A 26,448-nucleotide genomic window follows, 5' to 3' on the forward strand; every position below is an offset into this window, starting at 1 on the left:
GAGCACTGCTCAAAGCACACACGCAAGCCGACTGCCCTGCCCGGCCGAATTGGCCTGCATCTGGCCGATGGCTGCGGCCCGCGCAAAACCCGCAGCGCGGAAGGCGCCAAGCACCACGGGCACGGCCGCTTCGCTGCAACTCACCAGCAAGCCACCGCTGGTCTGCGGGTCGGTGAGCAGCGTACGCTGCCACTCGGGCGCCGCCTCGGGCCAGAGCACTTCCTCGCCATAGGCCGCCCAGTTGCGGGCCGAAGCACCGGTCGCGATGCCGGACTGCGCCAACTGGCGGGCTGCGTCGATCAAGGGCAGCTCGCCCAGGCGCAGTTGTGCCGAGAGGCCCGAGCCACGGCAAATTTCCAGCAAATGGCCGGCCAGCCCGAAGCCGGTGACGTCGGTCATGGCGTGCAGGCCGTCGATGGGCGCCAAGGTCTCACCCACGCGGTTGAGCTGCGTGGTATGGCGCAACATCTCGGCGTAGCCGTCCGCCTCCAGAAGGCCCTTTTTCAGGGCGGCCGAGAGCACTCCCACGCCGAGCGGCTTGCCCAATACCAGAACATCGCCCGCGCGCGCATCGGCGTTGCGGCGCACCTGATCGGGGTGGACCAGGCCCAGCGCCACCAGGCCATAAATGGGTTCGAGCACATCAATCGAATGCCCGCCGGCGATCGGAATGCCCGCCTCGCGGCAGACGCTGGCGCCCCCTTCCAGAATGCGGCCGATGACTTCGGGCGGGAGCTTGGCGATCGGCATGCCGACCAGGGCCAGCGCCAGAATCGGCCGCCCGCCCATGGCGTAAATATCCGAGAGCGCATTGGTCGCCGCAATGCGGCCGAAGTCGAATGGATCGTCGACGATAGGGGTGAAGAAATCGGTGGTGGCCACCAGCGCCTGCTGGTCGTTCAGGCGGTAGACGGCGGCGTCGTCGCTGGTTTCGGTGCCGACCATCAGCTCTGGCGGCACGATGCCTTGTGGCGCGCGTGCCAAAATCTCACGCAGCAGGCCCGGCGCTATCTTGCAGCCGCAGCCCCCACCATGTGCGAATTGGGTCAGTTTTACCGGTTCGGAGGAAGGCGGGGTTACAGCTTGCATAGTGCGTCCGATTGTGCCAGCCACTCCATTCACGCCTCACCTTTCACCCTTCTGGCAGGAGCCTTCATGAGCCACCGCGGCCCCGTCCCCGTCTCCGAGCGCCATGCGTTCGACACCGTGATCGACGCCCGTTCACCGGCGGAATTTGCCATCGACCACATTCCCGGCGCCATCAACTGCCCGGTGCTGGACGACGACGAGCGCCGCATCGTCGGCACGCTGTACAAGCAGCAAGGCGCGTTCGAGGCGCGGCGCATGGGCGGCGCTTTTGTAGCGGCCAACCTGGCGCGGCATTTGCAGGGGCGTTTTGCCGAGCAGCCGGCGCGCTGGAAGCCGCTGGTGTACTGCTGGCGCGGCGGCATGCGCAGTGGCTCCATGGTGACCTGGCTGCGCATGGTGGGCTGGGACGCGCAGCAACTTGCCGGCGGCTACAAGACCTGGCGGCGCCATGTCATGGCGCAGATTGCGGTGCTCTCGCCGCAGTTGCAGATGCGTGTGGTCTGCGGCCCCACCGGCAGCGCCAAGACGCGGGTGCTTGAGGCACTGGCAGCGCAGGGCGAGCAGGTGCTCGACCTGGAAGCTCTGGCGCGGCACCGCGGTTCGGTGCTGGGCGCGTGGCCAGGCGTGGCACAGCCCTCGCAGACGGCGTTCGAAACGGCACTGGCGGCCGTGATGGAAACGTTTGATCTCTCCCGCCCGGTGTACGTCGAAGCCGAGAGCAGCCGCATTGGCCGCATCAGCGTGCCGCCCGAACTGCTACAGCGGCTGCGCGCCAGCCCCTGTGTGGAGATTGTGGCCAGCCCCGCTGCCCGGCTCGATTTTCTGCTGCGCGACTACGCCAACCTGGGCGACGACCCCGAGCGGCTGGCCCAGCAACTGCATGCGCTGCGCGAGCTGCATGGCCGCGAGGTCATCGAACGCTGGCAGGCCTGGGCCCATGAGCGGGCTCTGGCGCCGCTGTTTGGCGAGCTGATGGCGCTGCACTACGACCCGCTGTATGCACGCTCGCAGAGCACGCATTTGTTCCAGTGGCCCAAGCGCCTGAGCGTGAGCGCCGAGGCGCTGGCTGCGGCGGACATTGCGCTCCTGGCGGCGGCGGTGGTGCGCCTGCCTTGGCCTGCGCAGGCTCTTGAGCGTCCACTTCCTTAACGGAAAATTTCAAGCAAAAATGGCTTCTAGCGCTTATCCAGTAAGCCTTAGAAGCTCATTTATTGATAGCAAGTTACGAAAAAACGTTGTTCACACCCGAACGAAGTCAATGACGATGGCGCCCGGCTCGCGCTGCTGGTAGGTGATCTCCACTGCAGCGCCATAACGCGCCTGCAGTTGCTGCAGCAGCGGCAGCGGATCGTGGTCGTTGACGAAGCGCATGGTCTCGCCGGGGTGCAGCGAATCGAGCGCACCAAAGATGGCGGCATGGCGAAAACGCTTGGCAACGCCGCGTGCATCGAAGGGGTAAATGGCGTCAGGCGAGGTGTGGACGTGGGCGTTCATGGTGCGGGAATTTAAAGATTCATGAAGAAGGAATCTTTAGTGTACCGCTGGTCGGCACCCGCGCCTGCGTTGGCCCTGCCGGCAATGGGGCCGAATGGTGCCTGGCCGCTACACCATGTCCTGCGGCCGCACCCAGGCGTCAAACTGCGCCCCGGTCAGATGGCCGCTGGCCACCGCCGCCTCGCGCAGGCTAAGCCCGCCCTTGTGCGCAGCCTTGGCGATCTGCGCGGCCTTGTCGTAGCCGATGTGCGGGTTCAAGGCGGTCACCAGCATCAAGGACCGTTCCAGCAGTTCCGTGATGCGCTCGCGCCGCGGCTCTATGCCCTGCGCGCAGTGGTGGTCAAAGCTGGCCATGCCGTCGGCCAGCAGGCGCACGCTTTGCAGGAAGTTGTGGATCACCATGGGGCGAAACACATTGAGTTCGAAGTTGCCCGAAGCGCCGCCGATGTTGATCGCCACGTCGTTGCCCAGCACCTGGCAGCACAGCATGGTCATCGCCTCGCACTGCGTCGGGTTCACCTTGCCGGGCATGATGGACGAGCCTGGCTCGTTCTCGGGAATGGCGATTTCGCCCAGCCCGCTGCGCGGCCCGCTGGCCAGCCAGCGCACGTCGTTGGCGATCTTCATCAGACTGGCGGCGAGGCCCTTGAGGGCACCGTGGGCGTTGACCAGCGCGTCGCACGTGGCCAGCGCCTCGAACTTGTTGGGCGCTGTGACGAGCGGAAGACCGGTCAGATCGGCCAGCTCCTGCGCCACGGCCTGGGCGTAGCCCTCCGGTGCATTGAGGCCAGTGCCCACGGCCGTGCCGCCTAGCGCCAGCTCGCCCAGATGCGGCAGCGCCGCGCGCACATGCTGCTCGGCGTGGTGCAACTGCGCCACCCAGCCCGAGATTTCCTGCCCAAGAGTGATGGGGGTCGCATCCTGCAAATGGGTGCGGCCGATCTTGACGATGTCGGCAAACGCCTCGGCCTTGGCCCCCAGCGTCGTGCGCAGGGCCTGCAAAGCCGGCAGGAGTTTGCGTACCAGCGCGTGGACGGCGGCGACGTGCATGGCGGTGGGAAACACGTCGTTGCTCGACTGGCTCTTGTTCACGTCGTCGTTCGGGTGCACCAGCCGGCCCTCGCCGCGCGCACCGCCGAGCAACTGGCTGGCGCGGTTGGCCAGCACCTCGTTCATGTTCATGTTGGTCTGCGTGCCCGAACCCGTCTGCCAGACGACGAGCGGGAATTCGCCCGCGTGCGTGCCGGCAATCACCTCGTCCGCCGCCGCGACGATGGCCGTGGCCTTGGCCGCATCGAGCAGCCCGAGCGACTGGTTCACGTAAGCGCTGGCGCGTTTGACCTGCGCCAGCGCGCGCAACAGTTCGGGCGCCATGCGCTCGCCCGAGATGTCGAAGTGCTGCAGCGAGCGTTGCGTCTGGGCGCCCCATAGCCGCTCGGCCGGGACGTCAATGGGGCCAAAGGTGTCGCGCTCGGTGCGCGTGGCCTGGAGGCGGGATTCCATGGTGAACAAACTCCTTCTCGTGGTAGGTAGGGGCCGCAGGCCTGGGGCGCAGCATAGCGCCGCAGGGGTTTCGCTGCGCGGTAGCCACTGTGCGGTGGCCGCTGCGCCGCCCGCGGGGACGACAGGACCGTGCAAGCCGGCAGCGCGATAATTTCAACTTTTCGCGCACCCCACAACCGCCCCGCCATGACCACCAGCATCCGCCAAGAAGACCTGATCGAATCCGTCGCCGCCGCGCTGCAGTACATCAGCTACTACCACCCGGCAGACTACATCGCCCACCTGGCACGCGCCTACGAGCGCGAACAAAGCCCCGCCGCCAAGGATGCGATGGCGCAGATTCTGACCAACAGCAAGATGAGCGCCACCGGCCACCGGCCCATCTGCCAGGACACCGGCATCGTCAACGTGTTCCTGAAAGTCGGCATGGACGTGCGCTGGGAAGGCTTTACCGGCAGCCTGGACGACGCCATCAACGAAGGCGTGCGCCGTGGCTACAACCACCCGGACAACACCTTGCGCGCCAGCATCGTGGCCGACCCGCTGTTTGCCCGCAAGAACACCAAGGACAACACGCCGGCCGTCATCGTCACCGAGATCGTGCCGGGCGGCAAACTCGACATCACCGTCGCGGCCAAGGGCGGCGGCTCGGAAAACAAAAGCAAGATGATCATGCTCAACCCCAGCGACAGCGTGATCGACTGGGTGCTCAAAACCGTGCCCACCATGGGCGCCGGCTGGTGCCCGCCGGGCATGCTGGGCATCGGCATCGGCGGCACGGCGGAAAAGGCCGTGCTGATGGCCAAGCAAAGCCTGATGGACGACCTGGACATGTACGAGCTGCAGGCCAAGTCCTCGCGCGGCGAGCCGCTGACGCAAACCGAGGAGTTGCGCCTGGAGCTGTTCACCAAGGTCAACGCCCTGGGCATTGGCGCGCAAGGCCTGGGCGGCCTGACCACCGTGCTCGACGTGAAAATCAAGATGTACCCCACGCACGCCGCCAGCAAGCCCGTGGCCATGATCCCCAACTGCGCCGCCACGCGCCACGCGCATTTCGTCATGGACGGCTCGGGCCCGGTCTACCTCGATCCACCGTCGCTCGACCTCTGGCCCAAGGTGCAGTGGTTGCCCGACACGCAAAAAAGCCGGCGCATCGACCTCAATGCACTGACCCCCGCCGAGGTGGCAAGCTGGAAGCCCGGTGAAACGCTGCTGCTCAACGGCAAGATGCTCACGGGGCGCGACGCCGCGCACAAACGCATTCAGGAGATGCTGGCCAAGGGCGAGAAGCTGCCCGTCGACTTCACCAACCGCGTCATCTACTACGTGGGCCCGGTGGACCCGGTGCGCGACGAAGTCGTCGGCCCTGCGGGCCCGACCACGGCCACGCGCATGGACAAGTTCACCGAGATGATGCTGGCGCAAACCGGCCTGATCGCCATGATCGGCAAGTCCGAGCGCGGCCCGGTGGCCATCGAAGCCATCAAGAACCACAAATCGGCCTACCTCATGGCCGTGGGCGGCGCCGCCTACCTGGTCTCCAAGGCCATCAAGCACGCCAAGGTCGTGGGCTTTGAAGACCTGGGCATGGAAGCCATCTACGAGTTCGACGTGGTCGACATGCCGGTCACCGTGGCCGTCGATGCGGGTGGCACCAGCGTCCATACCACCGGCCCGGCCGCATGGCAAAAGCGCATCGCAGCCGGTGAATTCATCGAGCTGACGAGCGCCTGAACGGAGTTTGCCCGGCGTGTCCGCGCCCTCTTTTGCAGCCTCTGCGTCCGATGCGCCCATAGGCGTCTTCGACAGCGGCGTCGGCGGCCTCAGCGTGCTGCAAGCCCTGCGCGCCGAGCTGCCGCACGAGCGCTTCGTCTACCTGGCCGACAGCGCCAACGCGCCCTACGGCGACGCGCGCGGCGATGCCTTCGTCGCGGCGCGCACCCATGCCATCACCGCGTACCTGAGCGCGCAGCACCACATCAAGGCGCTGGTCGTGGCCTGCAACACCGCCACCGCCGCCGCCATCCATGAAGTGCGCGCGCGCCGCCCCGATCTGCCGTTGGTCGGCGTCGAACCAGCGCTCAAGCCGGCCGTGGCGCTCAGCCAGACCGGGCACATTGGTGTCATCGGCACGCGCGGCACGCTGACCAGCGCCAAGTTCGCCAAGCTGCTGGCCTCGCTGCAGGGGCAGGCAGAGTTCACCGTGCAGCCCTGCGACGGCCTGGCCCATGCGATCGAGCGCAGCACCGCGCAAGACCCGCCCAGCGACCCACTCGCTACAGAAACAAGAGCGCTTTGCGCACGCTACACAAGCGCCATGGGGCGTTTTGGCAACAAGCCGGGCGAGATCGACACCCTGGTGCTGGGCTGCACGCACTATGTGTTCGTGCAGCACGAGCTGCGCGCGCTGCTCGGCCCGCAGGTGCAAATGATCTCCACCGGCGAACCCGTGGCGCGCCAGACGCGGCGCCTGCTTCAAGCCGCCGGCGCCCTGGCGCCGGAGAGCGCGGTGGCTGCTGCGCCCCTGCTCATGACCACCGGGCCGCTGGCACAGCTGCAAACCGCCGCAGCACGCTGGCTGCAGCTGCCGGCAGCGTGCTGCCACAGCATTGCCGTGCCCAGCGTCTAATTCTGGTTAAATCGACCTCAAACGCTTACCCAGTAAGCGCTGGCAGCTATCAAAATAGAGGTTATGCGGCCGCCCACAGGCGCTCGCCTGCGCGCTCGATGTGCGTGAGGTAGAGGCGCAGGTCCAACTCGTACTGGTGGTAGGCCGGCTCCATGTGCACGCACAGCTGGTAGAAGGCCTTGTTGTGCTCGCGCTCGCGCAGGTGGGCCAGCTCGTGGACCACGATCATGCGCAAGAACTCGTCGGGCGCCTGCTTGAACATCGCGGCCACGCGGATCTCGTGCTTGGCCGCCAGCTTGCCGCCCTGCACGCGCGAGACGCTGGTGTGCAAGCCCAGCGCGTTGCGCACCACGTGGATCTTGTTGTCGAACAACACCTTGTTGATCGCATCGGCATTGCGCAGATAGCGGTTCTTCAGCTCGGTGGTGTAGTGGTACAGCGCCTTGTCGGTGCGCACGCCATGGGCCTGCGGGTACTTGCGCAGCAGCAGCACGGCCAGGCCGCTGCCGCCCTCACCCAGCAGACCACGCACCTGGTCCTGCAGGGCCTGCGGGTAGGCGCGCAGATAGGGCAAGTCGCTGTGCATGGCCGTTCAGAGTGGCTGGCCGCAGGGCTGCGGTCAGCGCTTTCAGGGGAAGAATCAGTGCAGATGGCGCGGCCGGCGGCCACCGCTGCCGCCATGGCTGCCCCCCGCGCCGCCGGGGCCGCGCGGCGGTTTGCCGATTTCGAGCGAGTTCACAAGGGCGTCAAAGCGCTGCGTGAACAACTTGTCGATCTCGGCCACAACGCCGCCCAGCTCTGCGCCGTCGAAATGGCGCTCCATGGTGTTGACCACGTCCTGCACCAGCAGGTCGCGCTGCACCTGCATGATGGCGGCCGGGGTCGGACCGACAAACACAATGGTGAAGTCGTCGCGCGAATCGCCTTCTTCCTCTTCATCGTCCTCATCGAATTCGACGTCGTAGAACGTCACTTCAAGCGCAGCCCCTTGCTCGGCCAGCTCGTTGAGGTTCATGCACATTTCGTCAAGCGACTGGCGGAAATCGTCGTCACCGCGCACCGTCCAGCACATCTGCAGCGTATGGCGCTTGGCGTCGAACTCAATGCCGGGCTCTTCTTCGTACGCGCTGGCAGCGCCATCGGCAAGCGAGCGGGCACCAGCATACTTCCAGAGGGGTTTGAGCGCCTCTTGCAGCTGCTCATAGGCCACATCTGCACGGAGCGACACGTCGCCGTGCAGGTGGATTTCGAGGGGAGCGTTGAAATTAGACATTGTTGATCCTGGTGGTGCCCCGAGCCGGGGTCGAACCGGCACGCCCTCTTGCGAGAAGCGGCGGATTTTAAGTCCGCAGTGTCTACCAATTTCACCATCGGGGCGCTCGATTGCCCAAGCCGACTGCAGCGTAACGCCGCAGCCACAGCCGCGCAATGAGTCCTGCGCTCCAGATGCATTCGTTTTTGAGACAGGCAAGAAAAAAGGGAAGCCTTGCAGCTTCCCTTTTTGAAATTGGAGCGGGAAAAGAGTCTCGAACTCTCGACCTCAACCTTGGCAAGGTTGCGCTCTACCAACTGAGCTATTCCCGCATGACCTGCTTGACTACCGAATACCCTAAAGCTTCGAAAGTTTGACAGCTTTCAATTATAACTCACTTTTCCACATCGACTGGAAAAACAAGAAAAAACCAGAGCCCTGGAGGCGCGGTCCGGAGTCGAACCGGACTAACCGGATTTGCAATCCGGGGCATAACCGCTTTGCTACCGCGCCCAATTTTCGCCATCACAAAAAAGGGAAGCGGACGCTTCCCTTTTTCGCCAAAACCTGGAGCGGGAAAAGAGTCTCGAACTCTCGACCTCAACCTTGGCAAGGTTGCGCTCTACCAACTGAGCTATTCCCGCGTTTTCTGCAGCCTATTATTCTAGAACAAAAACGCTGCGATGGGTGAAATTGTAGCGCAAGTTTTGGGCCCTGCGCCACCTCGGTATCAGTGTTTTACGGCTCCCTCGGTCGGCGCCTGCGCCTGCGCCGCCCGCTCCGCCGCTACGCTGGCCGCAGCCACCTCTTCGTCCGTCAGCGGGACAGGCTTGCGCTCAAGCGCCAAATCCAGCACCTGGTCAATCCACTTCACCGGGACAATCTCGAGATCCCTCTTCACATTGGCGGGGATTTCCTGCAGATCCTTCATGTTTTCCTGCGGGATCAGCACCGTCTTGATGCCGCCGCGCAGCGCCGCAAGCAGCTTTTCCTTGAGGCCACCGATCGCCGTGATCTCCCCACGCAGCGTGATCTCGCCGGTCATGGCAACGTCGCCGCGCACCGGAATACCGGTCAGGGCCGAGACGAACGCGGTTGCCATGGCAGCGCCAGCACTCGGTCCGTCCTTGGGTGTTGCACCGTCGGGCACATGGATGTGCACGTCGCGCTTTTCAAAAACCTCGTCCTTGATGCCCAGGGCCCGTGCCCGGCTGCGCACCACGGTGCGTGCCGTCTCGACCGACTCCTTCATCACATCGCCCAGCGAACCGGTGCGCGTGATCACGCCTTTGCCGGGCATGGTGGCGGCTTCTATGGTCAACAGGTCGCCACCCACTTCGGTCCACGCCAGGCCAACCACTTGGCCCACCTGGTTCTGCTCTTCGGCTCGGCCATAGGTGTACTTGCGCACGCCCAGAAAATCAGGCAGGTTGTCGGCGTTGACAACCACGCGCGGTTCCATGTTCTTGAGCAGCAGGCCCTTGACGACCTTGCGGCACACCTTGGAGAGGTCGCGCTCCAGCGAGCGCACGCCGGCTTCGCGGGTGTAGTAGCGCACCATGTCGCGCACGGCGGATTCCGTGATTTCGAGCTCTTCGTCCTTCACGCCATTGTTCTTCATCTGCTTGGGCAGCAGGTACTTCATGGCGATATTGATCTTCTCGTCCTCGGTGTAGCCCGAGAGGCGAATCACCTCCATGCGGTCCAGCAGGGCCGAGGGAATGTTCATGGAGTTCGACGTGGCGACGAACATCACGTCGCTCAGGTCGAAATCAACCTCGACATAGTGGTCGCCAAAGGTGTGGTTCTGCTCGGGGTCCAGCACTTCGAGCAGCGCGCTCGATGGGTCGCCGCGGAAGTCTGTTCCGAGCTTGTCGATCTCGTCGAGCAGGAACAGCGGGTTGCGCGTACCGACCTTGGAGAGGCTTTGCAGCACCTTGCCCGGCATGGCACCGATGTAGGTGCGCCGGTGACCGCGAATCTCCGCTTCGTCGCGCATGCCGCCGAGCGCCACGCGCACATACTTGCGCCCGGTGGCCTTGGCGATCGACTGGCCGAGCGAGGTCTTGCCCACGCCAGGTGGCCCGACCAGGCACAGGATGGGCGCCTTCACCTTGTCCACTCGCTGCTGCACAGCAAGGTATTCCAGGATGCGGTCCTTGACCTTGTCCAGGCCGTAATGGTCTTCGTTCAGCACTTCTTCGGCATTGCCCAGATCGTGCTTGATCTTGGTTTTCTTGCTCCACGGCAGCGCTGTGAGCACGTCGATGTAGTTGCGCACCACCGTAGCCTCGGCGGACATGGGCGACATCAGCCGCAACTTCTTGAGCTCGCTCTCGGCCTTCTTGCGCGCCTCGGCCGGCATCTTGGCGAGCTGGATCTTCTTCTCGACTTCGTCAAGATCGGCGCCTTCTTCGCCTTCGCCCAGTTCTTTCTGAATGGCCTTGACCTGCTCGTTCAGGTAGAAGTCGCGCTGGTTCTTTTCCATCTGGCGCTTGACACGGCCGCGGATCTTCTTGTCCACGTTGAGGATGTCCACCTCGCGGTCAAGCTGCTCGAACAGGTTTTCCAGCCGCCCTTTGATCTCGGAAAGATCCAGCACGGCCTGCTTGTTCTCCAGCTTGAGAGGCAGGTGCGCGGCAATCGTATCGGCCAGGCGACCAGGGTCGTCGATACTGGAGATCGAGGTGAGAATTTCCGGCGGAATCTTCTTGTTGAGTTTGACGTACTGGTCAAACTGCTGCATGACCGCGCGGCGCAATGCCTCGATCTCGCTGGGTTTTTCCGCGTCGTCCACGGTTTCAAGTGGCGTCACCATGGCCGTGAAGTGCGTTTCGTGGTCTTCGATTGCACCGACACTTGCGCGCTGCTGGCCCTCGACCAGCACTTTCACGGTGCCATCGGGAAGCTTGAGCATCTGCAGGATGGTCGAAACGCAGCCCACAGCAAACATGTCGTGGACCGAAGGCTCGTCCTTGGCTGCTGTCTTTTGGGCGACCAGCATGATGCGGCGGTCGCTCTCCATGGCGAGCTCCAGCGCCTTGATGCTCTTGGCGCGCCCCACGAACAGGGGAATCACCATGTGGGGAAAGACGACCACATCGCGCAGCGGCAACAGCGGCAGCGCCAGCGCTTGTGCAGGAAGTTGGGGGTGTCCGGACATCGGGTTCCTTAATAAGAGTCCTGGAATATGGTCCGCAGACACGCGTTTTCAAGCCACCCCGAGGGGCAGCCCGTGATTTACGCTTTTTTTGCGGTTTCCCGATAGACCAGTAGCGGCGGCTTGTTTTCTTCGACAGTGGACTCGTCCACAACGACCTTTTCCACGTTGCTGCTGTTGGGCAGGTCGAACATGGTGCCAATGAGCGTTTGTTCGAGGATGGAGCGCAGACCGCGCGCGCCAGTCTTGCGTGCCAGGGCTTTGCGTGCGATGGCCTTGAGCGCTGCGGGCCGGATTTCCAGCTCGGCACCTTCCATCGCCAACAACTTGCTGTACTGCTTGACGAGTGCGTTCTTGGGCTCCGTCAAAATTTGCACCAGGGCCTCTTCGTTCAGCTCGGCGAGCGCCGTGACCACGGGCATGCGGCCTACCAGTTCGGGGATCAGGCCGAACTTGATCAGGTCTTCCGGCTCGATGTCCTGAAACACCTCGGACAGCGCACGCTGCTTCTTGCTCTTGACGGCAGCGCCAAAGCCGATGCCGGACGCCTCGGTACGGTTTTCAATGACTTTTTCGAGTCCGGCAAAGGCGCCACCGCAGATGAACAGGATGTTGGTCGTGTCGATCTGCAAAAAGTCCTGGTTCGGGTGCTTGCGCCCACCCTGCGGCGGCACGCTGGCCATGGTGCCTTCAATCAGCTTGAGCAAGGCCTGCTGCACGCCTTCGCCTGAGACGTCGCGCGTGATGCTGGGGTTGTCGGATTTCCGCGAAATCTTGTCAATTTCGTCGATGTAGACGATGCCGCGCTGGGCGCGCTCCACCTCGTAATTGCAGCTCTGCAGCAACTTTTGCACGATGTTTTCGACGTCTTCGCCCACGTAGCCGGCCTCGGTCAGCGTGGTCGCGTCCGCCATCACGAAGGGCACGTCGAGCATCCGCGCCAGGGTCTGGGCCAGCAGCGTCTTGCCCGAACCCGTCGGGCCGATGAGCAAGATATTGCTTTTGGAGAGCTCAACGTCGTCCTTGCCTGCCTTGTCTTTGTAGCGCAGGCGCTTGTAGTGGTTGTACACCGCCACCGCCAGCGTGCGCTTGGCGACCTCCTGCCCGATCACGTAGCTGTCAAGGTTCGCCTTGATGTCAGCCGGCGTGGGCAGTTCGCTGCGGACCAGCAGCGCGGCATCGGCCGACGGCAGTTCGTCGCGGATGATCTCGTTGCACAGGTCGATGCATTCTTCGCAAATAAAGACCGATGGTCCGGCGATCAACTTCTTCACTTCGTGCTGGCTCTTGCCGCAAAACGAGCAGTAAAGCGTTTTTTCGCTGGAGGAGCCTTTTTTCTCGGCCATGGGAACGTTGCCTTGTAGTCGGTGAAAAGTGAAAGGAATGATAACCAAATGCAAACGGCGCTTCCCAAGCCAGGAAACGCCGTTCTAGCAGCAGGGAAAAGCGTTCAGGAGCGCTTGGAAATCACCTGGTCGACCAGTCCGTAGTCCTTGGCTTCGTCGGCCGTGAGGAAGTAATCGCGCTCGGTGTCTTGCTTGATCTTTTCCAGTGTCTGACCGGTGCGCTCGGCCAGGATACGGTTCATCTGGTCCTTGGTGCGCAGAATGTCGCGCGCGTGGATTTCAATATCCGTCGCCTGGCCGCGGGCGCCGCCCAGCACCTGGTGGATCATGATTTTCGAGTTCGGCAGCGACAAACGCTTGCCCTTGGCCCCGGCCGCCAGCAGAAAGGCGCCCATGCTGGCGGCAAAGCCGCAGCAAAGCGTCGAGACATCGGGTTTGATGAAGTTCATGGTGTCGAAAATTGCCATGCCCGCCGTCACGCTGCCACCCGGGGAGTTGATATAGAACGAAATGTCCTTCTCCGGGTTTTCGCTCTCCAGGAACAGCAACTGCGCCACCACCAGATTGGCTGTCTGGTCGTTGACTTCGCCAACCAGGAAAATCACGCGCTCCTTGAGCAGACGCGAATATATGTCGTAGGACCGCTCGCCACGGCCCGACTGCTCGATCACCATGGGAATCATGCCCAGGGCTTGTGTTTCCAGTGCGCTCATTGTTTCTCCAAATCAGGCGGGTACTGTACCCAGAAACGAATTGGGGCCGGTGCCCGAAAGCACAAGCCCCTATTTACCTGACGCTCGCATTCGAGCGCCCGCAGCCGGCTGCGGTCAGCCCTGCTGGCCCATCAGCTCTTCGAAGCTGACGGTCTTGTCATTGACCTTGGCCTTGCCCATCACATAGTCGGCCACGTTGGTTTCGATCACCACGGCTTCGACTTCAGCCAGGCGCTGGCGATCGCCAAAGTACCAGCGCACGACATCTTCAGGCTTCTCATAGCTGGCCGCCAGTTCGTCGATGTGGGCTTTGAGCTGCTCGGGCTTGGCGTGCAGGCTGTTGGCCTTGACCAGTTCGGCCACCACCAGGCCCAGGCGCACGCGGCGCTCTGCCTGGGGGCGGAATACGTCGGCGGGGATCTCGGCCTTGTCGGCATCTTTCATGCCGCGCTGCTTGAGGTCGGCACGTGCTGCTTCACGCAGGCGATCGATCTCTGCCTCCACGCTGGCGTTGGGCAAATCAAGCTCGGCCTTGGACAGCAGCGCGTCCATGGCGGCCTGCTTGTTGCGTGCCAGCAGGCGGAACTTCACCTCGCGCTCCAGGTTGGTCTTGATGTCTGCGCGCAGGCCGGCAACCGTGCCATCGGCAATGCCGAGCGACTTGGCCAGGGCGTCGTTCACCTCAGGCAGGTGCGCCGCTTCGATCTTCTTGACCGTGACCAGGAAGTCCGCCGTCTTGCCGGCCACGTCCTTGCCGTGGTACTGCTCGGGGAAGGCCAGCGGGAAGGTCTTGCTCTCGCCCGGCTTCATGCCGCGCACGGCGTCTTCGAATTCCTTGAGCATCTGGCCTTCGCCGACCAGGAACTGGAAGTCTTCGGCCTTGCCGCCCTCGAAGACTTCGCCATCGATCTTGCCTTCGAAATCCACCGTCACGCGGTCGCCTTCCTGGGCGGCTGCGTCCAGCGCGCGCTGGGCGAAGCTGCGGCGCTGCTTGCGCAGGATGTCCACGGTCTTGTCGATGGCGCTGTCGGTCACTTCAGCGGAGAGTTTTTCCACTTCGGCGTCCGCCAGGTCGCCAATTTTCACTTCGGGGTAGACCTCGAAGATGGCGTCAAAGGACACCTCGCCCTCGGGTGCATCCTGCTTCTCGGTGATGCGCGGCTGGCCAGCGACGCGCAGTTGCGCTTCGTTGGCGGCCTGGGCAAAGGCCTCGCCCACCTTGTCGTTGAGCACGTCGTACTGCACCGAATAGCCGTAGCGCTGCGAAACCACGTTCATCGGCACCTTGCCGGGACGGAAACCGTCCATCTTGACGGTGCGTGCCAGGCGCTTGAGGCGCGCCTCCACCTCGCCCTGGATAGCCGACAAGGGCAGATTGAGGGTGATCTTGCGTTCGAGCTTGTCGAGGGTTTCAACGGTGACTGCCATGGCTGCTCCTGTAGGAATTTCGTTCGTGCGCCGGTGTCAGCCGGCGCGTATTGCGCTCGTGCGCAAAGTTTTCAAAGATGGTGCGCGGAGCCGGACTCGAACCGGCACGCCCGTGAAGGCGTCAGGACCTAAACCTGGTGCGTCTACCAATTTCGCCACCCGCGCACTTCAAACAGACAGGCGCCGAAAAATGCTCCCGGCGCCCGCTTGAAACTGGTTAGCCCGCGATTTTACCCTGCGCTGGCCCACCCATTTCACGCAAGCACCTCGGGCTCGGGGCGGCGCACGCGAAACCACGCTGCGTACATGGCTGGCAGCGCCAGCAAAGTAAGCACCGTGGCGACGATCAGCCCGCCCATGATGGCCACCGCCATGGGCCCCCAGAATACGCTGCGGGACAGCGGAATCATCGCCAGCACCGCTGCGGCGGCCGTCAGCACGATGGGGCGCAAGCGGCGCACGGCCGATTCGACGATGGCGTCCCACGCGGGCACGCCGCGGGCACGGTCCTGCTCGATCTGATCGATGAGGATCACCGAGTTGCGCTGGATCATGCCCATGAGCGCAATCACCCCCAGCAGCGCGACAAAGCCAAACGGCCGCCCCAAGACCAGCAGCGCCCCGGCCACGCCGGCAATCCCGAGCGGCCCGGTCAGGAACACCAGCATGGCACGGCTGAAGCTGTGCAGTTGCAGCATGAGCAGCGTGAAGGTGATGAACAGCATCACCGGCAAGCCGGCGGCAATCGAATCGGACCCCTTGGCGCTTTCTTCGACGGCGCCCGCCACCTCGATGCGGTAGGCGTTCTGGCCGGCGGCGTGCCAGCCGCTCTCGATCTTGCGCAGGCCCGGCAGCAGCGCGTTGGTCACCGTGGCGCCTTGCAGGCCCTCCATCACGTCGCCTTGAACCGTGATGGCGTAGTCGCGGTTCTCGCGCCACATCACGCCGGGTTCCCAGGTAAAGCGGGGCTTGGCGATCTGGGTCAAGGCAATCGACTGGCCCGAGGCCGTCGGCAAATAGGCGTTGGCGATGTCGGTGATGGCGCTGCGCTCATCTGCAGGTTGGCGCAGCACGATGTCGATCAATTTGTCGCCCTCGCGGTACTGCCCCACCGGCATGCCCGACTGCATCACACGCGACGCCTGGGCGATGGACTGGCTGGTGACGCCCAGCGCCCGCGCCTTGGCCTGGTCCACGTCAAGCCGCATGACCTTGACCGACTCGTTCCAGTTGTCGTTCACGCCGCGCATCTGGGGGGAGGCGCGCAGTGCGGCCTTGACCTCGTCGGCGCGCACGCGCAACTGCGCCGGGTCGGGGCCAATGACACGGAACTGCACCGGGTAGGGCACGGGCGGGCCGTTGGGCAGCAGCTTGACGCGGCCGCGTACCTCGGGGAACTCGGTGGCCAAGAGCGCCGGGAAAGCGACGCGCAGCTTCTCACGCACCTTCAGGTCGCGCGCGACCACGATGAACTGCGACACATTGGTCTGCGGAAACACCTGGTCCAGCGGCAGATAGAAGCGCGGCACGCCCGAACCCACCCAGGTGCTGACGCTGGCCACCCCCGGCTCGGACCGCAGCCGCGCTTCCACGCGCTTGGTGACGGCCTCATTGCCGGCGAGCGAGGTGCCTTCGGGGAACCACACGTCGACCATGATTTCCGGCCGGCTCGAATCGGGGAAGAACTGCTGCTGCACCCGGCCCATGCCCACGATGCCCAGCGCAAAGATCGCCAGCGTCGCGCCAATGGTGATCCAGCGGTGCTCCACGCACCAGTGCACGGCGCGCCGAAAGCTGTTGTAGAAAGCGCTGTCGAACACCTCGTGCGGGTCCAGCGACAGCTCACCGGCTGCCGAACGCGGCTGCACATGCGCCGGGGTTTTCAGCAGCAAGGTGCCCAGGTAGGGCACAAAATACACCGACACCACCCACGAGATCACCAGCGCAATGACGGTGACGGCAAAAATGGCGAAGGTGTACTCGCCCGTCATCGACTTGGCCAGGCCAATGGGCAGAAAACCGGTGGCGGTGATCAAGGTGCCCGTCAGCATGGGCATGGCGGTGATTTCGTAGGCGAAGGTCGCGGCGCGCACCTTGTCGTAGCCCTCCTCCAGCTTGCGCACCATCATCTCGACGGCAATGATGGCGTCGTCCACCAGCAGGCCCAGCGCAATGATGAGCGAGCCCAGCGATATCTTGTGCAGGCCAATATCCCAGTAGTGCATGGCCAGGAACGTGACGGCCAGCACCAGCGGAATCGTGATGCCCACCACCAGGCCCGGCCGCGGGTCCACGTACCAGCGGCGCCACCAGCGCTGCTCACCGCTGCGTTGGTGCAGGCCCAGGCTGATGAAGCTGACGATCAGCACGATCACCACGGCTTCGACCAGCGCGCCGACAAACTCGTTCACCGAACTGGCGACCGACTTGGGCTGGTCCTCCACATTCACGAGCCGCACACCGGCGGGCAACTGCGTGTCGATGCGGGCCACGGCCGCGTGCAGGGCCTTGCCCAGCGCAATGATGTCGCCCCCCTTGGCCATGGAGATGCCAATCGCAATCACCTGCTGGCCGTCGTGCCGCACCTTCACCGTGGGCGGGTCCACATAGCCGCGCCGCACTTCGGCAATGTCGGCCAGGCGCAATTGCCGGCCCGATGCGGCGCGAATCGGCATGGCACGCAGGTCTTCAATGGCGTGGAACTGCCCTTGCACGCGCACCTGCAGTTGGTCGGTCGGCGTCTGCACCACGCCGGCACTTTCCACTGCGTTCTGCTGGCCCAATTGCGCCAGCACCTGGTTCATGTCGAGGCCGAGCTCCGCCAGGCGCTTTTGCGAGACCTCGATGTAGAGTTTTTCGTCCTGATCGCCAAAGAGCTCCACCTTGGCCACGTCGGGCACGCGCAGCAGTTGCTGGCGCACGTCGTCGGCAAAAACCTTGGATTCGGCCATGCTGAAGCCTTCGGCCTCCAGCGCGTAGATCACGCCATAGACGTCGCCGAAATCGTCGTTGAAGAACGGCCCTTGCACGCCCTGCGGCAGGGTATAGCGCATGTCACCGATCTTCTTGCGCACCGCGTACCAGACACCCGCCACCTCGCTCGGCTTGGACGAATCCTTGATCTGAAAAATGATCTGCGACTCGCCCGGCTTGGAGTAGCTGCGGATCTTGTCGGCATATTGCACCTCTTGCAGCGTGCGCTCGAGCTTGTCGGTCACCTGCTCGGCCACCTGCTGCGCCGTGGCGCCGGGCCAGTAGGTGCGCACCACCATGGCGCGAAAGGTAAACGGCGGGTCTTCGTCCTGCCCGAGCTGAAAGTAGGCCAGCACCCCCATCAGCAACAGCACCACCATCAGGTAGCGGGTCAGCGCCGGGTGGTCCAGCGCCCATTTCGACAGGTTGAATCTGGCTGTGGGCTCGCCCGAGGGCACGCCGGCGCTCATGGCTTGGCGGCAGCGGAAGCTGCGGGCAGGGGTTGATTCACTATCACTTCAGTAGCTGCTGGCGCTTTTCGTGTCTGCGCTGGAGCGTATTTTTCCTGGTAAATCGTTACCTTCTGACCGGGCGAGAGCACATGCACCCCCGTGGCCACCACCTGCATGCCCGGCGCCAGGCCGCTGGCGATCACCGCCTGGTTGCCGTCGGCCGTGGCCACCTGCACCGGCTGCGCGCGCACCGTGCTGCTGGCGGCATCGAACACCCACACCGCCGTGCCGCCGCCGTTTTGCATGAGCGCGGTGGTGGGCAGCAGGATGGCCTGCACCCCCTGCGCCGAAAGTGCGGGCGGAAGCACGCTGACCGTCGCCCCGAGCGGCGGAACCTTGTCGCCCGCGAGGGCCGCCTTGACGGCAAAGGTGCGCGTCGCCGGGTCGGCACTGGCCGCCACCTCGCGCACCGTGGCCGACAGTGGCTCGCCACCCGCCCAGTTGTGTACGGTGAGCACCTGACCAACCGCCAGGCGACCCACCTTGTCCTCGGGCACGGAAAACACCACGTCGCGGGCGCCGTCGCGCGCCAGGCGCACCACGCTGGCGCCTGCGGCCACGACCTGGCCGGGCTCGGCATCGATGCCGGTCACCACGCCATCGGCATCGGCCACCAACCGGGTGTACGCCGCCTGGTTGCCTTGCGACGCCGCCTGCGCCTGGGCCTGCTGGAGCGACGCCTGCGCGGCCTTGAGCGACGCTTCGCGGCGCTCAAGCTCGGCGCCGCTGATGAAGTTCTGCGCCTTGAGCGCCTCGTAGCGCCTGGCGTCGGCAGCCGTCAGATCGCGCTGCGTCTGCGCCGCGCTCACCTGCGCACGCGCCGCCGTGGCGGCGAGCTCGAAATCGCGCGGATCGAGCTGCGCCAGCAATTGCCCGGCGCGCACGCGCTGGCCCAGCTCGGCCTGGCGCTGCAATATCTTGCCGGGCACACGAAACCCCAGGCGCGACTCGGTGCGCGCCCGCACCTCGCCGGCATATTCCACCTGTGCCGTCAGCGGGCTCACCCCCACGGTCAACAACTTGACGGCACGAATCGGCTCGGGCGGTGGCTCGCTGCGCGAGCAGGCACCCAGCGCCAGCACCGACGAGAGAAGCACAAGCGCAGAAAAGCGCCCACGGTGGGTGGCGTTTGGATGCGACATGGATGGGAATGCGTGTTGTTTGAGTTGCGCATTATTACTGACTGACTGGTTAGTTATCAATACCCTTGCGCAAAAACCGCAGGCGACAATCGCCAGGTGCCGCTAGACCCCAGCCCCAACCCCGCCCCCGTTCCGCCCAAGCCCGCAGCGCCGCTGCCGGTGACGCACTACGAGAATTTCCCCGTCGCCTCCTGGCTGTGCCCGCCGGCGCTGCGCGCGCCCATTGCCGCGATTTACGCCTTTGCCCGCACCGCCGACGACATCGCCGACGAAGGCGATGCCGCGCCAAGCCAGCGCCTGGAGGACTTGGACGGTTTCGAAACCGAGCTGCGGGCCGTCGCCAGTGGCGTGGCGCCCGGCGCACGCTGGCCCGAGGTGTTTGCCCCCCTCGCCGCCACGATCAAAAGCCACGCCCTGCCCCTGCCCTTGCTGACCGACCTGCTCAGCGCCTTCCGCCAGGACGTGGAGCGCACGCAGTCGGCCGAGCCCTACGCCGACCGTGCCGAGCTGCTCGACTACTGCCGCCGCTCGGCCAACCCCGTGGGGCGGCTGCTGCTGCACCTGTACGGTGTGAACGACCCCCAGGCGCTGGCGCAGAGCGACGCCATCTGCACGGCGCTGCAACTGATCAACTTCTGGCAAGACCTCAGCGTGGACCTGCCCCGCCAGCGCTGGTACGTGCCGCAAACCGACGCCACCGCGCTGGGCCTGCGGGCGGAGGACTTGCTGGCGCAGCCGCGCACCCCCGCCAGCGACCGCCTGGTGGCCGAGCTGGCCGGCTGGGCACGGCGCTGCATGGACGAAGGCGCGCCGCTGGTGCACCGCCTGCCCGGCCGCGCGGGCTGGGAGCTGCGCCTCGTCGTCCAGGGCGGCCTGCGCGTGCTGGACAAAATCGACGCACTGCACGGCGCTTGCCTCAGCCAGCGCCCACGCATCCGCGCCTGGGACGCGCCCCTGCTGCTGGTGCGCGCCATGGCGATGTAAGCAAGTTTCATGGGCAACAAGCAGACGCTGTTGACCGCCAAAATTTTGAATCAAATTGGCCTCTAGCGCTTATCCTATATGCGCTAGAAGCTAGTTTTTTTATAGCGCGCTCTGTGTCTGCATCGGCCGTTGGGGCTCGCCCAGCGCAGTGCCTCAGGGTAAGCGCGCATACCCGGCGGCGGCGGCGTGCGTACTGTGCGCGCACTGCCACTTTTTCACGGGCCATCGTTCTGGCCCGTTCGCTTCATGACCCACGATTGCGCGCCTGCGGACAGCTTTGTCAGCGTCTTTGATCTGTTCAAGATCGGCATCGGGCCGTCCAGCTCGCACACCGTCGGCCCCATGATTGCCGCGCGCCAGTTTGTCTGCCAACTGCAATCGGCCATGGGGCTCGCGCCCGTGCATGGCGTGCGCGTCGAGCTGTTTGGTTCGCTCTCGGCCACCGGCATCGGCCACGGCACCGACCGCGCGGTGCTACTGGGCCTGGCCGGCCACGAGCCCGACCGCATCGATCCCGAGGCCATCGCCCCAGCCATCGAAGCCATTCGCAGCTCGCAAAGCCTCTCGCTGCTGGGCCAGCACCCGGTGCGCTTTGTCGAAAAAGAGCATGTGCTGATGCGCCGCAAAAGCCTGCCGCTGCACCCCAATGGCATGCGCTTTGCCGCGCTGGGCGCGGCGGGCGAAGAGCTGCTGGTCAGCGACTTCTATTCGATTGGCGGCGGCTTTGTCGTCGACGCGGCGGGCCAGCGCGTGGTCAACGCCAGCGCCGACGCCGCCGCGCCCAGCACGGCGCCCGCGCTGTACCCCTTTGCCAGCGGCGCCGAACTGCTGGCGCAGTGCAGCGCCAGCGGCCTGTCGGTGGCGCAGCTCATGGCGGCCAACGAGGCGCAGCGGCAAAGCCCTGAGGCGGTGCGCAGCCGCTTGCTCGCCATCTGGGCCGTCATGGCCGGCTCGGTAGCGCGCGGCTGCGCAGCCAGCGGCCACCTGCCCGGGCGCATGCAACTGCGCCGCCGTGCGGCCGAGCTGCACAAAAGCCTGTGCAGCCACCCCGAGGCCGCGCTGCGCGACCCGCTGGCCATGCTCGATTGGGTCAACCTCTACGCCATGGCGGTAAACGAAGAAAACGCCGCCGGTGGCCGCGTGGTCACCGCGCCCACCAACGGGGCGGCCGGGGTGATTCCGGCGGTGCTGCACTATTACCGCAACTTTGTGCCCGGTGCGAACGAGCAGGGCGTGCTCGATTTCCTGCTCACTGCTGGCGCCATCGGCATCCTGTACAAAAAGAACGCCTCGCTTTCAGGCGCCGAAGTCGGCTGCCAGGGCGAAGTCGGCGTGGCCTGCAGCATGGCGGCTGGCGCGCTCGCCGCGGTGCTGGGCGGCAGCCCGGCGCAGGTGGAAAACGCCGCCGAAATCGGCATGGAACACAACCTGGGCATGACCTGCGACCCCGTGGGCGGCCTGGTGCAGATTCCGTGCATCGAGCGCAACGCGATGGGCGCCATCAAGGCCATCAACGCCGCGCGGCTGGCGCTGCGGGGCGACGGCCGGCATGAGGTATCGCTCGACCAGGTGATCCGCACCATGGTGCAGACCGGCGCCGACATGAAGAGCCGCTACAAGGAAACCTCGCGCGGCGGGCTGGCGGTGAATGTCATTGAGTGTTGAGTTAGGTGCATCCCCCTGAGGCGCTTCGCGCCTTCCCCCTTCTCTTGCATCGCTGCACGATGCGGAAGGGGGACACCACCAGCGCGGCGGGGCGGCCCTTGCGCGGTGGTTGCTGGCTTCTGGCGCGCTCGCTTCATACGTCCTGGGTGGCGTACGCTGCATTCCCATCTCTACAAGCGAAAAGCGCCCCAAGGGGCGCTGCAATGGGCCGGTGCGGGTGTGCTTTTACCAGCGGTCGGAGCGCATGCGCAGCTCCCAATTGCCGCGGCGCAGTTGGTACACGCCCACGGCGGCGTAGCGCTGCTCGCCCTTTTCGTCCCACTTCATGGTGCCGGTGACGGGGGCGTAGCCGTTGATCTTGTGCAGCGCCGCCGTGATGTCTTCGGGCTTGGCCGACTTGGCCAGTTGCAGCGCTTGCGAGAGCACGTACATGCTGTCGTAGGAATAATGGCCGCCGTACGCCGGGGGCTTGCCAAAAGCGGCGCCGTATTTTTCAAGAAACTGCGGGCCGGCGGTGAATTCCTTGGCTTCCAGCACCGGCGACGTCGCGTAGAGGCCGTCGATGATGCCGTCGCCCTTGATCATGTCGGTGGTTTTGGCGGTATCGCTCCCCAACAGGCGCACGGAGGTGTAGTTGATCTTCTTGAGTGCCTGGAGCAGTGCCAGCACCTGGAAATCGTTGAGCGCCGAGATGATGACGTCGATGTTCTCAGCCTTCAGCTTGGCGGCCAGCTCATCAAAGGCCACCGTCTTGTCATCGAACGACTGGCGCAGCGCGACGCTCTTTTTCGCGGCTTCGAGGCGCTTGGCGGCGCCATTGGCCAGGTCTTTGCCATAGGGCGTTCCGTCATCGACCGCGGCATAGCGTTTGCCACCCAACTGCTCGGCAGAGAATGACGCAATTGCTGCGGCCTGCAAGTTGTCGTTGGCCACCATGCGCAGCGTGGTCGGAAAGCCCAGCTCGGTGTACTTGGGGTTGGTCGAAATAGCAATCTGCGCAATGCCGTGGGCCGCGTAAATGGGTGCGGTCGGAATGCTGACGCCCGAGTTCAAATGCCCGATCACCGCGACCACCCCGGCATCGACCAGCTGCTGCGCCACCTTCTTGCCCGTCTCCACGTCGGATTTGTCGTCCACCGACACCACTTCGAGCGTGACCTGCTTGCCGTCCACATTGAAACCCGCCGCATTCAGCTCTTTGACGGCCAGCGTGACGCCGTTGAGCAAATCCTGCCCCAGCGCGGCAATCGGGCCACTCAGCGGCTGCGCCACGCCGATGCGGACCGTGTCGGGTATGCGGCTGCAGCCGGCCAGCAGACCACCTGCAGCAAAGGGTGTCAGCACAAGCCCGGCAGAAAACTGGCGGCGATTCAGGTCTTGGGTCATGGAGTCGGTCGGCTGAAAAATTGAATGGGGTAGGTATACGGCGTGCAGCGGCGGCTGTGCGCGGGGGTTAGCCCTTGTATTAGCAAATGTGATCAACCGTAACAAATTGCCATGCCAGTGCCTTTGCTCCAGCAGATCAAGGCATTTGTCGGCCCCGCGTGGCACGACTCTTGCGTCGCATTGCCCACCATGAACGAACACAAACAAGCGCTGCGCATTGTGGTGATAGCCCCCGAACTCGCCGTGGCCGACCCGCGAGACCGGCACGCCCTGCGGCTGGCCGAGCGCTCGCGCATGCTGCGCATCGGTTTGCTGGAAAACAACCTCAACCTCGTCGCCGTGCTGCCGGCCGACACCTTCCTGAGCGAACGCCTGGCGCAGCTCCAGCCCGATCTGGTCATCGTGGACGCCGAAAGCGAAGCCCGCGACGCGCTTGAACATGTGGTGATGGCCACGCGCGATGCGCCCCGCCCCATCGTGCTGTTCACCAACGACGACGACACCACCCACGTGCGCGACGCTGTGGCCGCGGGCGTGTGCGCCTACGTCGTGGCGGGCCTGGCGCCCCAGCGCATCCGCCCCATCCTCGACGTTGCCCTGGCCCGCTTCGCCCACGAACAAGCCCTGCGCAGCGAACTGGCCGACGCCAAAAGCGAATTGAAAGACCGCAAAACCATCGACCGCGCCAAAGGCCTGCTCATGCAGCGCCAGGGCCTGAGCGAACCCGCCGCCTATGAGAAGCTGCGCAAGACGGCGATGGAAAAGGGGCTGAAGCTGGGCGAGGTGGCGCGGCGGATGCTGGAGATGGTGGATTTGCTGGGGTGAGAACCACCGTGGTCAAGGGGTCGCCCCATGCCTTTGCATGCCCCCCTCACATGCCCGACGAATTGAAGCAGGGGGGGTTGTGAGCGCCGCAGGCACTGCGCTGCTGCCAACCGGGACTGTGCGCCAACACGCCGGAGCGGCGCCTTGGGTTTCCACGGGTAATATCGAACGCGCACGGAGGTGCTCTCATGAAGCGGTTTGACCTGGGCAAGGCTTTCACTCTGATCGAATCGGGGCCCGTGGTCCTCGTGACAACCCATGATGGGGAGAAGCACAACGTCATGACCATTTCCTGGACCATGGTGCTGGATTTCACTCCGAGGTTCGCCATCGCCACGGGGGAGTGGAACCACTCTTTCGCGGCGTTGCGAAAAACCCGGGAATGCGTGATTGCGATCCCCACCGTTGACCTCCTGGACACGGTCGTCGGCATCGGGACATGCTCCGGGGCAGACACGGACAAGTTTTCCAAATTCGGGCTCACGCCCGTGCCGGCCAAGCACGTCAGGCCGCCCTTGATCAGGGAATGCCTCGCCAACATCGAGTGCCGGGTCGTCGACCTCATCCAGAAGCACCCCATTGTCGTGCTGAAGGCGGTGGCCGCCTACCTCGATACCGGACGCACGGAAAAGCGCACGGTTCACGCCGTGGGGGACGGAACGTTCATCGTCGATGGCGACAGGATCGACCGAAAGAAGATGATGGCCTCCAAGCTGCCACCGGGCGTTTAGCCGGCCCAGCGGTTCAGGCAGGCCATTTCCGATCTTCGTCGCTCCCGCGCTCCCATGGTGCAGCGCACAACTCCGGTGCATCCCCACGCACCCGGTTCGCAAGAGGCCAGCCCCAGCGCTCTGGAGCCAAGCGCCTCGCAGTCCTTTTCCCCTGGCAAGCACTCCGCCCCCCACCTGGCACAAGCCTTGCATTAGTGCTTACAGACCCTTCTGGGTCACCCCGGCAGCCCCATCCAACGGCGGATGGAGGCTGCCACTTAACGGACAAAGGCGTCCCCACCCTGCGCATCTGCCGCCCCTTGCGGCGCTGCGCAGCGTGAGGACGCCTTTTTTATTGGCCCAACGCAAAAAGGAACCCCATGACCGATCTTCTGACATCCCGCTTGCCCCGCCGCACCGTGCTGCAGGCCGCCGCCGTGGGCGCCGTGGGGATCAGCCCAGCGCTCCGCGCGCTGGTCCACGCCCAGGGCTCGGATGCCCCCGAGAAGAAGGAAGTGAAGATTGGCTTCATCCCGTTGACCGATTGCGCCAGCGTGGTGATGGCCTCGGTGCTGGGCTTCGACAAGAAGTACGGCGTGACCATCATCCCCAGCAAGGAGGCGAGCTGGGCCGGGGTGCGCGACAAGCTGGTCAACGGCGAGCTGGACTTTGCCCACGTGCTGTATGGCCTTGTCTACGGCGTGCACCTGGGACTGGCCGGCCCCAGGAAGGACATGGCGGTGCTGATGACCCTCAACCGCAACGGCCAGGGGCTGACGCTCTCCAAAGCGCTGGCCGACAAGGGCGCGACCCACCTGGCAGGCCTGGCGGCGCTGATGAAGAAAGAGCCGCGCGAATACACCTTTGCGCAGACCTTCCCGACCGGCACGCACGCCATGTGGCTGTACTACTGGCTGGCGTCGGGCGGCATCGACCCGTTCAAGGACGTCAAGTGCATCGTCGTGCCGCCGCCGCAAATGGTGGCCAACATGCGCGTGGGCAATATGGACGGCTTCAGTGTGGGCGAGCCCTGGAACGCGCGCGCCATTCAAGATGGCGTGGGCATCACGGCCGCCACCTCGCAGGACGTGTGGAAGGACCACCCCGAGAAGGTGCTGGGCACCACCGCCGAATTTGCCCAGAAGTACCCCAACACCGCCCGCGCGGTGACGGCGGCCATACTGGAAGCCAGCCGCTGGATCGACGAGAGCGCCGCCAACAAGACGCGCATGGCGCAGACCCTTGCCGCCAAGTCGTACGTGAACACCTCGGTGAACACGATTGCGCCGCGCATCCTGGGGCGCTACGACAACGGCCTGGGCAAGACCTGGGACGACCCCAACCACATGAAGTTCTACGACGGCGGCGCGGTCAACTTCCCCTATTTGTCGGACGGGATGTGGTTCCTGACGCAGCACAAGCGCTGGGGCCTGCTGAAAGACCACCCCGATTACACCGGCGTGGCGCGCGCCATCAACCGCATCGACCTTTACAAGCAGGCCGCTGCGGCCAGCGGCACGCCGTTGCCCAAGAGCGAGCTGCGCAGCAGCACGCTGATCGACGGCGTGGTGTGGGACGGCAAAGACCCCGCCAGGTACGCCGACAGTTTCAAGATTCACGCCTGACCCTTAGGAGCC

At 64.7% G+C, this 26,448-nt stretch carries 20 protein-coding genes and 5 tRNA genes; 8 read left to right on the forward strand and 17 right to left on the reverse strand.

Annotation, left to right across the window (positions count from 1 at the left end):
* Window positions 1-9: 9 nt before the first annotated feature.
* A complete protein-coding gene (gene selD, locus D3F03_RS04340; RefSeq protein ID WP_119108088.1) occupies window positions 10-1,089 on the reverse strand; it encodes a selenide, water dikinase SelD in 1,080 nt (359 codons plus the stop codon).
* Window positions 1,090-1,155: 66 nt separating this feature from the next.
* On the opposite strand from selD, the gene mnmH reads away from it, so the two are divergent.
* Window positions 1,156-2,238 carry a tRNA 2-selenouridine(34) synthase MnmH gene (mnmH, locus tag D3F03_RS04345; RefSeq protein ID WP_119108089.1) on the forward strand — a complete coding sequence of 361 codons (1,083 nt, stop codon included), beginning with the start codon at window positions 1,156-1,158 and terminating at the stop codon, window positions 2,236-2,238.
* Between the two features lie 90 nt (window positions 2,239-2,328).
* Here mnmH and D3F03_RS04350 read toward each other — a convergent pair whose 3' ends face one another.
* Both D3F03_RS04350 and fumC read right to left on the reverse strand, forming a co-directional pair.
* On the reverse strand, window positions 2,329-2,583 hold the full coding sequence (locus tag D3F03_RS04350; RefSeq protein WP_119108090.1) for a DUF2249 domain-containing protein: 255 nt from the start codon (window positions 2,581-2,583) through the stop codon (window positions 2,329-2,331).
* A gap of 108 nt (window positions 2,584-2,691) precedes the next feature.
* Window positions 2,692-4,086, reverse strand: a complete 1,395-nt coding sequence (fumC, locus tag D3F03_RS04355) for a class II fumarate hydratase (RefSeq protein ID WP_119108091.1) — start codon at window positions 4,084-4,086, stop codon at window positions 2,692-2,694.
* A 186-nt stretch (window positions 4,087-4,272) separates the two neighbouring features.
* On the opposite strand from fumC, the gene D3F03_RS04360 reads away from it, so the two are divergent.
* Complete coding sequence (locus D3F03_RS04360) at window positions 4,273-5,820, forward strand: fumarate hydratase (protein ID WP_119108092.1); 1,548 nt, start codon at window positions 4,273-4,275, stop codon at window positions 5,818-5,820.
* A 16-nt stretch (window positions 5,821-5,836) separates the two neighbouring features.
* The gene (gene murI / locus D3F03_RS04365) at window positions 5,837-6,715 is read left to right on the forward strand and encodes a glutamate racemase (RefSeq protein ID WP_119108568.1); all 879 of its coding nucleotides are present in this window, start codon (window positions 5,837-5,839) and stop codon (window positions 6,713-6,715) included.
* A gap of 61 nt (window positions 6,716-6,776) precedes the next feature.
* Here murI and D3F03_RS04370 read toward each other — a convergent pair whose 3' ends face one another.
* From D3F03_RS04370 to D3F03_RS04430, 13 genes are all read right to left on the reverse strand, one after another.
* Window positions 6,777-7,301, reverse strand: coding sequence for a M48 metallopeptidase family protein (locus tag D3F03_RS04370; RefSeq protein WP_119108093.1), 525 nt, complete (start codon window positions 7,299-7,301; stop codon window positions 6,777-6,779).
* A 54-nt stretch (window positions 7,302-7,355) separates the two neighbouring features.
* Window positions 7,356-7,988, reverse strand: coding sequence for a DUF6806 family protein (locus D3F03_RS04375; RefSeq protein ID WP_119108094.1), 633 nt, complete (start codon window positions 7,986-7,988; stop codon window positions 7,356-7,358).
* A 12-nt stretch (window positions 7,989-8,000) separates the two neighbouring features.
* Window positions 8,001-8,092 (reverse strand) — tRNA-Leu (locus D3F03_RS04380).
* A 131-nt stretch (window positions 8,093-8,223) separates the two neighbouring features.
* Window positions 8,224-8,299: transfer RNA gene (locus D3F03_RS04385), tRNA-Gly, on the reverse strand.
* Window positions 8,300-8,406: 107 nt separating this feature from the next.
* A tRNA-Cys gene (locus D3F03_RS04390) sits at window positions 8,407-8,480 on the reverse strand.
* 55 nt (window positions 8,481-8,535) lie between these two features.
* A tRNA-Gly gene (locus tag D3F03_RS04395) sits at window positions 8,536-8,611 on the reverse strand.
* Window positions 8,612-8,697: 86 nt separating this feature from the next.
* Window positions 8,698-11,130: an endopeptidase La gene (lon, locus tag D3F03_RS04400; protein ID WP_119108095.1), complete on the reverse strand. Its 2,433-nt coding sequence runs from the start codon at window positions 11,128-11,130 to the stop codon at window positions 8,698-8,700.
* 77 nt (window positions 11,131-11,207) lie between these two features.
* Entirely contained in the window at window positions 11,208-12,473 is a 1,266-nt protein-coding gene (clpX, locus tag D3F03_RS04405; RefSeq protein WP_119108096.1) for an ATP-dependent Clp protease ATP-binding subunit ClpX, read from the reverse strand.
* Between the two features lie 104 nt (window positions 12,474-12,577).
* Complete coding sequence (gene clpP, locus D3F03_RS04410; protein WP_119108097.1) at window positions 12,578-13,186, reverse strand: ATP-dependent Clp endopeptidase proteolytic subunit ClpP; 609 nt, start codon at window positions 13,184-13,186, stop codon at window positions 12,578-12,580.
* Window positions 13,187-13,300: 114 nt separating this feature from the next.
* Window positions 13,301-14,614 carry a trigger factor gene (gene tig, locus D3F03_RS04415; RefSeq protein ID WP_119108098.1) on the reverse strand — a complete coding sequence of 438 codons (1,314 nt, stop codon included), beginning with the start codon at window positions 14,612-14,614 and terminating at the stop codon, window positions 13,301-13,303.
* Window positions 14,615-14,692: 78 nt separating this feature from the next.
* Window positions 14,693-14,779: transfer RNA gene (locus D3F03_RS04420), tRNA-Leu, on the reverse strand.
* Between the two features lie 89 nt (window positions 14,780-14,868).
* Entirely contained in the window at window positions 14,869-18,057 is a 3,189-nt protein-coding gene (locus D3F03_RS04425; RefSeq protein WP_119108099.1) for an efflux RND transporter permease subunit, read from the reverse strand.
* Window positions 18,054-19,241, reverse strand: coding sequence for an efflux RND transporter periplasmic adaptor subunit (locus D3F03_RS04430; RefSeq protein WP_119108100.1), 1,188 nt, complete (start codon window positions 19,239-19,241; stop codon window positions 18,054-18,056). The genes D3F03_RS04425 and D3F03_RS04430 overlap by 4 nt, the downstream gene beginning before the upstream one ends.
* 96 nt (window positions 19,242-19,337) lie before the next feature.
* On the opposite strand from D3F03_RS04430, the gene hpnC reads away from it, so the two are divergent.
* Window positions 19,338-20,225 carry a squalene synthase HpnC gene (hpnC, locus tag D3F03_RS04435; RefSeq protein ID WP_119108101.1) on the forward strand — a complete coding sequence of 296 codons (888 nt, stop codon included), beginning with the start codon at window positions 19,338-19,340 and terminating at the stop codon, window positions 20,223-20,225.
* 246 nt (window positions 20,226-20,471) lie between these two features.
* Window positions 20,472-21,890 carry an L-serine ammonia-lyase gene (locus D3F03_RS04440; RefSeq protein WP_119108102.1) on the forward strand — a complete coding sequence of 473 codons (1,419 nt, stop codon included), beginning with the start codon at window positions 20,472-20,474 and terminating at the stop codon, window positions 21,888-21,890.
* Between the two features lie 225 nt (window positions 21,891-22,115).
* On the opposite strand, the gene D3F03_RS04445 is transcribed toward D3F03_RS04440, so the two are convergent.
* Window positions 22,116-23,276 carry a branched-chain amino acid ABC transporter substrate-binding protein gene (locus D3F03_RS04445; protein ID WP_119108103.1) on the reverse strand — a complete coding sequence of 387 codons (1,161 nt, stop codon included), beginning with the start codon at window positions 23,274-23,276 and terminating at the stop codon, window positions 22,116-22,118.
* A gap of 189 nt (window positions 23,277-23,465) precedes the next feature.
* On the opposite strand from D3F03_RS04445, the gene D3F03_RS04450 reads away from it, so the two are divergent.
* From D3F03_RS04450 to D3F03_RS04460, 3 genes are all read left to right on the forward strand, one after another.
* Window positions 23,466-24,101, forward strand: a complete 636-nt coding sequence (locus tag D3F03_RS04450) for an ANTAR domain-containing response regulator (protein WP_119108569.1) — start codon at window positions 23,466-23,468, stop codon at window positions 24,099-24,101.
* A gap of 188 nt (window positions 24,102-24,289) precedes the next feature.
* A complete protein-coding gene (locus D3F03_RS04455) occupies window positions 24,290-24,832 on the forward strand; it encodes a flavin reductase family protein (protein ID WP_119108104.1) in 543 nt (180 codons plus the stop codon).
* Window positions 24,833-25,191: 359 nt separating this feature from the next.
* Complete coding sequence (locus D3F03_RS04460) at window positions 25,192-26,436, forward strand: CmpA/NrtA family ABC transporter substrate-binding protein (protein ID WP_119108105.1); 1,245 nt, start codon at window positions 25,192-25,194, stop codon at window positions 26,434-26,436.
* The last annotated feature ends 12 nt before the right edge of the window (window positions 26,437-26,448 follow it).

This window comes from Simplicispira hankyongi (genome assembly GCF_003570885.1).
In the GTDB taxonomy this organism is placed as follows: domain Bacteria; phylum Pseudomonadota; class Gammaproteobacteria; order Burkholderiales; family Burkholderiaceae_C; genus Simplicispira; species Simplicispira hankyongi.

Excerpts from the sequence above, each read along its gene's own strand:
- lon (WP_119108095.1), bottom strand. The coding sequence starts at position 11,130 with ATGTCCGGACACCCCCAACTTCCTGCACAAGCGCTGGCGCTGCCGCTG.
- D3F03_RS04430 (WP_119108100.1), bottom strand. The coding sequence starts at position 19,241 with ATGTCGCATCCAAACGCCACCCACCGTGGGCGCTTTTCTGCGCTTGTG.
- D3F03_RS04360 (WP_119108092.1), top strand. The coding sequence starts at position 4,273 with ATGACCACCAGCATCCGCCAAGAAGACCTGATCGAATCCGTCGCCGCC.
- clpP (WP_119108097.1), bottom strand. The coding sequence starts at position 13,186 with ATGAGCGCACTGGAAACACAAGCCCTGGGCATGATTCCCATGGTGATC.
- fumC (WP_119108091.1), bottom strand. The coding sequence starts at position 4,086 with ATGGAATCCCGCCTCCAGGCCACGCGCACCGAGCGCGACACCTTTGGC.
- D3F03_RS04440 (WP_119108102.1), top strand. The coding sequence starts at position 20,472 with ATGACCCACGATTGCGCGCCTGCGGACAGCTTTGTCAGCGTCTTTGAT.
- D3F03_RS04375 (WP_119108094.1), bottom strand. The coding sequence starts at position 7,988 with ATGTCTAATTTCAACGCTCCCCTCGAAATCCACCTGCACGGCGACGTG.
- D3F03_RS04350 (WP_119108090.1), bottom strand. The coding sequence starts at position 2,583 with ATGAACGCCCACGTCCACACCTCGCCTGACGCCATTTACCCCTTCGAT.
- mnmH (WP_119108089.1), top strand. The coding sequence starts at position 1,156 with ATGAGCCACCGCGGCCCCGTCCCCGTCTCCGAGCGCCATGCGTTCGAC.
- D3F03_RS04370 (WP_119108093.1), bottom strand. The coding sequence starts at position 7,301 with ATGCACAGCGACTTGCCCTATCTGCGCGCCTACCCGCAGGCCCTGCAG.
- D3F03_RS04450 (WP_119108569.1), top strand. The coding sequence starts at position 23,466 with ATGAACGAACACAAACAAGCGCTGCGCATTGTGGTGATAGCCCCCGAA.
- tig (WP_119108098.1), bottom strand. The coding sequence starts at position 14,614 with ATGGCAGTCACCGTTGAAACCCTCGACAAGCTCGAACGCAAGATCACC.
- clpX (WP_119108096.1), bottom strand. The coding sequence starts at position 12,473 with ATGGCCGAGAAAAAAGGCTCCTCCAGCGAAAAAACGCTTTACTGCTCG.
- selD (WP_119108088.1), bottom strand. The coding sequence starts at position 1,089 with ATGCAAGCTGTAACCCCGCCTTCCTCCGAACCGGTAAAACTGACCCAA.
- D3F03_RS04455 (WP_119108104.1), top strand. The coding sequence starts at position 24,290 with ATGAAGCGGTTTGACCTGGGCAAGGCTTTCACTCTGATCGAATCGGGG.
- D3F03_RS04445 (WP_119108103.1), bottom strand. The coding sequence starts at position 23,276 with ATGACCCAAGACCTGAATCGCCGCCAGTTTTCTGCCGGGCTTGTGCTG.
- D3F03_RS04425 (WP_119108099.1), bottom strand. The coding sequence starts at position 18,057 with ATGAGCGCCGGCGTGCCCTCGGGCGAGCCCACAGCCAGATTCAACCTG.
- D3F03_RS04460 (WP_119108105.1), top strand. The coding sequence starts at position 25,192 with ATGACCGATCTTCTGACATCCCGCTTGCCCCGCCGCACCGTGCTGCAG.